The organism is Campylobacter concisus (assembly GCF_002914005.1).
Lineage (GTDB): Bacteria > Campylobacterota > Campylobacteria > Campylobacterales > Campylobacteraceae > Campylobacter_A > Campylobacter_A concisus_N.
Genome location: NZ_POZU01000077.1, coordinates 1 through 4444 on the forward strand (window position 1 = coordinate 1; position 4444 = coordinate 4444).

The following is a 4444-nucleotide window of genomic DNA, read 5'->3' on the forward strand; positions in this document are numbered from 1 at the left end:
GTATCAAGTTTAGCTTTTTGCTCTTTTGTTTTTAGCTCAAATTTACTAGCTAGCTCATCTTTTGTATTATCGCTACTTTTGCAACGACAAAATGCGAGTAGGCTAGTTGCTTCTTTGTATGCTTCTTCGTATGAGATGATAGCTTTGGTAAGCTCGCTATTGTTTAAAAATTTAACCAAATTTTCATTTTGTGCTTTTAGATTTTCAAACGATTAGGTAAAAATTTCGCTATTAAATTCTATATAAGAATCATCAAAGCTCCATCTCATATTTTCTCCTTAAAATGATAGTAAAAATACAAATATATGGTGGCTTATAAGACCTAAAATAGCTGGCACGCTACATCTTTTAATGAGCGAAAGCGGGCTAATGTGAAGCATACCTGAAATGGCTACCACTACGCCAGAGACAGGTGAAAGTGGTCTAGCTATTGTGGAGGCTTGATGCATAGGAAGCACGAGCATAACAGAGTTGATGTTTAAGCTCTTAGCTATATTTGGCACCATATTTAAAAGCGGATAAAAGCTTGCACCATTTGAGCCAGCTATGATTGTAACGATGGTTGTTATAAATACAAAAAGTATAGACATGCCAAGCCCCCCAAAGCCTATGCTTTTTGCCAAATTTACAATAGCATCAAGCATACCAAGAGCTTTAAAACCTTCAGCAAATATACCAGCTGCCACAACTAGCATAACAACACCGCTTAAGCTTTTTGCCATGGCATTAAAAAATACTTTTAGCCCTTCGCCAAGCTTTTCAAAGCTAAATTTATGCCTAAATGCTTCAAAAACCATAGCAATTATCATAGAAAGGATTATGACGCTTGATATGTTTAGTTTTATAGTTTTTAAACAATATGGCGAAAAAACTACTACTAAAATCATCGGTAAAAATGGTAAAAGAGCATAGATCATAGGTGCTTGCTCTTTTGGAACATCCACCTTATCGTCAAAACTAATGCTCTCTCCTACATGCTCGCTACAAACCCAACCTTCTTTTTTGTCTAAGTATCTATTCCAAAGAACTAATGCAACGCCGATCACGAGCGCAGTTGGAAGAGCCGCTGGAATTTTATAGATAAAAACATAATCAAGCACCTCAAGTTCAGTTGCTTTTGCAGCAGCAGCTGTCGATGAGCCAAGAAGTACCATTGAGCTAGCTCCACTCATCGCACAAATACTACCAACGCTTAGTTTATTTAGTCCTAATGATATAAGAACTGGTCCAAGAAGTGCAAGACAAAGCACGCCAAGTCCAACTGCGCTGGTTATTACCATGCTTATAAGTTTTGCTACGCAAAAAGCTATGAATATCATAAAATATGGGCTTTTTATGGCTTTAAACCTTTTTGTGGCGATGCCCACAAAGGCTTGATTTGCTCCGATATGAGTCATATAACTTGCAAAACCGACCATTAACATGATTAAAAGTCCAAGTTGTGAAAAATTATTTGAGAGCATATAGCGGATAAACTCAACTACATCTAGCAATGAATTTCCAGTGCTCTTTACCTTTTCTGGTAAAAATTTTCCCGTATCAAGAATGACTGAAAAGATAAGCATGATAACGCCAGAGAGTAAGAGCACGAAAGTGGCGTATTTGCCTTTTAAAATCGCCCAACCTACAACAAAAAGCGTAAGTAAGGCTATGATTAGACCAAGAGTATGCATTTTTGCTCCTTATTAAGATATTTAAAAACCAGAATACAAAAATCAAAAATACACTAAAGTATAAAAAATAATATTTATATACTTGCAATTATACTACTTGTTATATTGAAATTTCGCTTTTATTTATCAAAATATTATCGATTTTATAAATGAGATTGCTACTTTTATGACTAAGATGCAAAAGATGAATATAAAATTTTAATATTAAGTGCGACTATTGTAGTGTGATTTAAAGCTAATTAAAATATTCAAAATATAAAAGATGCAAATATTTGGTTTGGTAAAAATTCAAATGATGCCAGTAGCAACTTATTTTAGTATTTACTCCCTCGGAAGTCCGTTTTTACCCTGCTTGTCGCTGATTAGCTTGCCCGATTCGTCGTATTTTTTGGCGCGGATGAGCCTGCCACGCTCAAACTCCCCCTCGGCCTCTAGTTTGCCGTTTGCGTAGTAGTGACGCGCCTCGCCGACCTCCAACCCGTCCTCAAACATCACCCTGGCTTTTAGCTTGCCGTTTTCGTGATACTCCTCGTACAGTCCGTGATAGCGCCCGTTTTTAAACATCACTTTGGCAGCCGGCGCCCCGCTCTCGTAGTAGTCCAGCCCCGCGCCCGTTTGGCGGCCGTCTTTGTACTCGTATTCGCCTCGTAGCTTGCCGCCCCCGTAGTATTCGCGCACGACGCCGTCCTTTTCGCCGTCTTTATAGTTTTCTACCACGCGCGCTTTGCCGTTTTCGTAAAATCGCTTCCAAACGCCGTTTTTGCGGTCATTTTTGTATTCGCCCGTCTCCTCTACGGCGCCGCTTTCGTAGTACCACGTCTCCGCGCCTTCTCGCTTATCGTTTTTATAGGTTCGCACGCCGCGGATTTTACCGCTTTTGTAGTAGTCGAAGTCCTCGCCGTTTCGCATCCCGCCGACGTATGGGCTGCGTGCGCTAACCTTGCCGCTAACGTAATAGTCGGTAAATACGCCCTCTCGCTTGTCCGCCTTGTAGGTGCCCTCCTGCTTTAACGTGCCGCCCTCGTCAAAGTAGTAGCGGCGGTAGCGCCCATCGCGGACGCCATTTTTGTATTCGCTCTCGCCCATCAGAGCGCCGCTATCTGCATGGTAGTGCTTAGCCATGCCCTCGCGGACGCCGTTTTTTAGGGGGTATTCGTTTGAGGGTTTGTCTCTGCCGTCAAAATAGTCTCGATATCGCACCGCCGTGCCGCCCTGTACGTCTATCTCGCGTATAAGCGTGGGCGGCAGCGGTTTTAGCCTCGGATAGATCATGCCCATCGCATTTACGTCATATAGGTCCTCTACGCTGTAACGCAGCATCTTTAACGTACCGTCGTAGAGCTTGCCTTTTACGTAGTAAAGCCCGTTTTTTAGGCTCGCTTCGGGCTTCATTACGACTTTTGGCTCCAGCGCCTGCGCACCTATCGCTAGAAGCGGAAGCAAAAATAGAAATTTTAGGATTTTCACTATTTTTCCTGCTTGTTTGATTTGGGTAATTTTAAAATTTGAAACTAAATTTAAGGTGAAGGCGCAATTATTTCGGATGAGTTAAATTTTAGAATTCGTATCAAATTTAGCCGTCTTTTAGCGCCCCTGCGACGACCTTCCACTCTTGCGCGAGCCTTTCAAAGCTAAAATTTGCGTTTGCCGAGCTAGTCGAGGGTAGTTTGACGGGTTCTTTACCCGTTGCGTTTAAAATTTGAGTTTTTAGGTATTTTTCGCAAATTTCGTGCGCCTTGCCGCCGTTTGCATAGACTTGCGTGATATTTGCGGCTTTAAAGATCGGCTCTAAATTTACGGGCTTGACGGCAGTCATTTTAGCATCGCTCGAGCCCTTTATCTCGCACGAGATCGCAGCGTCGTAGATGGCGATACGGTGAGCAAGCAGGAATTTTATCTTTTCATCCGTGCTTTCTGGCAGCGGAGCGTTTAAAATCCCGGCCAGCACCCGCCAAAAGCGATTTTGCGGATTTGCGTAGTAAAAGCCAAATTTACGAGAAACTACGGAAGGGAAGGAGCCGAGGATTAAAATTTTAGAGTTTTTATCGAAAATCGGTTTAAATGGACTAATTTGATTCATCTGTCTCTTTTAAAATTTTAGCCATTCAAACCATTTATGATTTTATAAAAAGTTACTCTTTTTAGTTTGGATTATTTGAAATTTTATCGTTAATCATCTTTTTCGCATTCATTGCAATATCGGTGATTTTCTTATTAGAGTCACTTAAAATTTCTTGTATTCTAGCCGAATCATCTTTTTTAAATATTTTTAAATTTTCGCTAAAGTCCTCATCATTAATGTCAAAATAAGCGACTGATTCAAAAGATAGTTTTGAGGCTATTAGGACTTGCGGGAACGCATTTTTATAAGAATTATAGCTTTTCACCTCAGCATTATAGCTCTCACGTTTATTTAGGAGTTCGCTCTCAATTTTTTCTAACTGCGACATTAGCATTTGATATGTTTCGTTAGCCTTTAGTTCCGGAAAGGCTTGAGCCAAAGCAGCTACTTTTGCGATCCCATTTCCAGAAACGCCAAGTTGAATCATTTGTTCGCTACTTGCATAATCTTTGGCTATATCTATTATTTGATTTGATAGATCTAAACGTTTTTTGAGCGTAGCTTGGATATTTGCGAAGCTCTCTCTGATGTTTTGCATCATTGATTGTAGTTTATTATATATTTTAATAATATAAGCCGCTAAGGCAATAACAACGACAATTATAGTAATAAGCATTTTTGCTCCTTTTTACTTATTTTAAGATATGCG

At 40.3% G+C, this 4444-nt stretch carries 4 protein-coding genes; all 4 read right to left on the reverse strand.

Annotated elements, in window-relative coordinates; all coding sequences use genetic code 11:
• Positions 1–278: 278 nt before the first annotated feature.
• The 4 genes from dcuC to CYP54_RS08930 all read right to left on the reverse strand — a co-directional run bounded on the left by dcuC (position 279) and on the right by CYP54_RS08930 (position 4411).
• Positions 279–1673, reverse strand: coding sequence for a C4-dicarboxylate transporter DcuC (gene dcuC / locus CYP54_RS08915; RefSeq protein ID WP_103604984.1), 1395 nt, complete (start codon positions 1671–1673; stop codon positions 279–281).
• A 321-nt stretch (positions 1674–1994) separates the two neighbouring features.
• Positions 1995–3140, reverse strand: coding sequence for a toxin-antitoxin system YwqK family antitoxin (locus CYP54_RS08920; RefSeq protein WP_103604985.1), 1146 nt, complete (start codon positions 3138–3140; stop codon positions 1995–1997).
• Between the two features lie 106 nt (positions 3141–3246).
• Positions 3247–3753 (reverse strand): DNA-deoxyinosine glycosylase, encoded by a 507-nt coding sequence (locus tag CYP54_RS08925; RefSeq protein WP_103604986.1) that lies wholly within the window; start codon positions 3751–3753, stop codon positions 3247–3249.
• 61 nt (positions 3754–3814) lie between these two features.
• Positions 3815–4411 carry a LemA family protein gene (locus CYP54_RS08930; protein ID WP_103604987.1) on the reverse strand — a complete coding sequence of 199 codons (597 nt, stop codon included), beginning with the start codon at positions 4409–4411 and terminating at the stop codon, positions 3815–3817.
• Between the last annotated feature and the right edge of the window lie 33 nt (positions 4412–4444).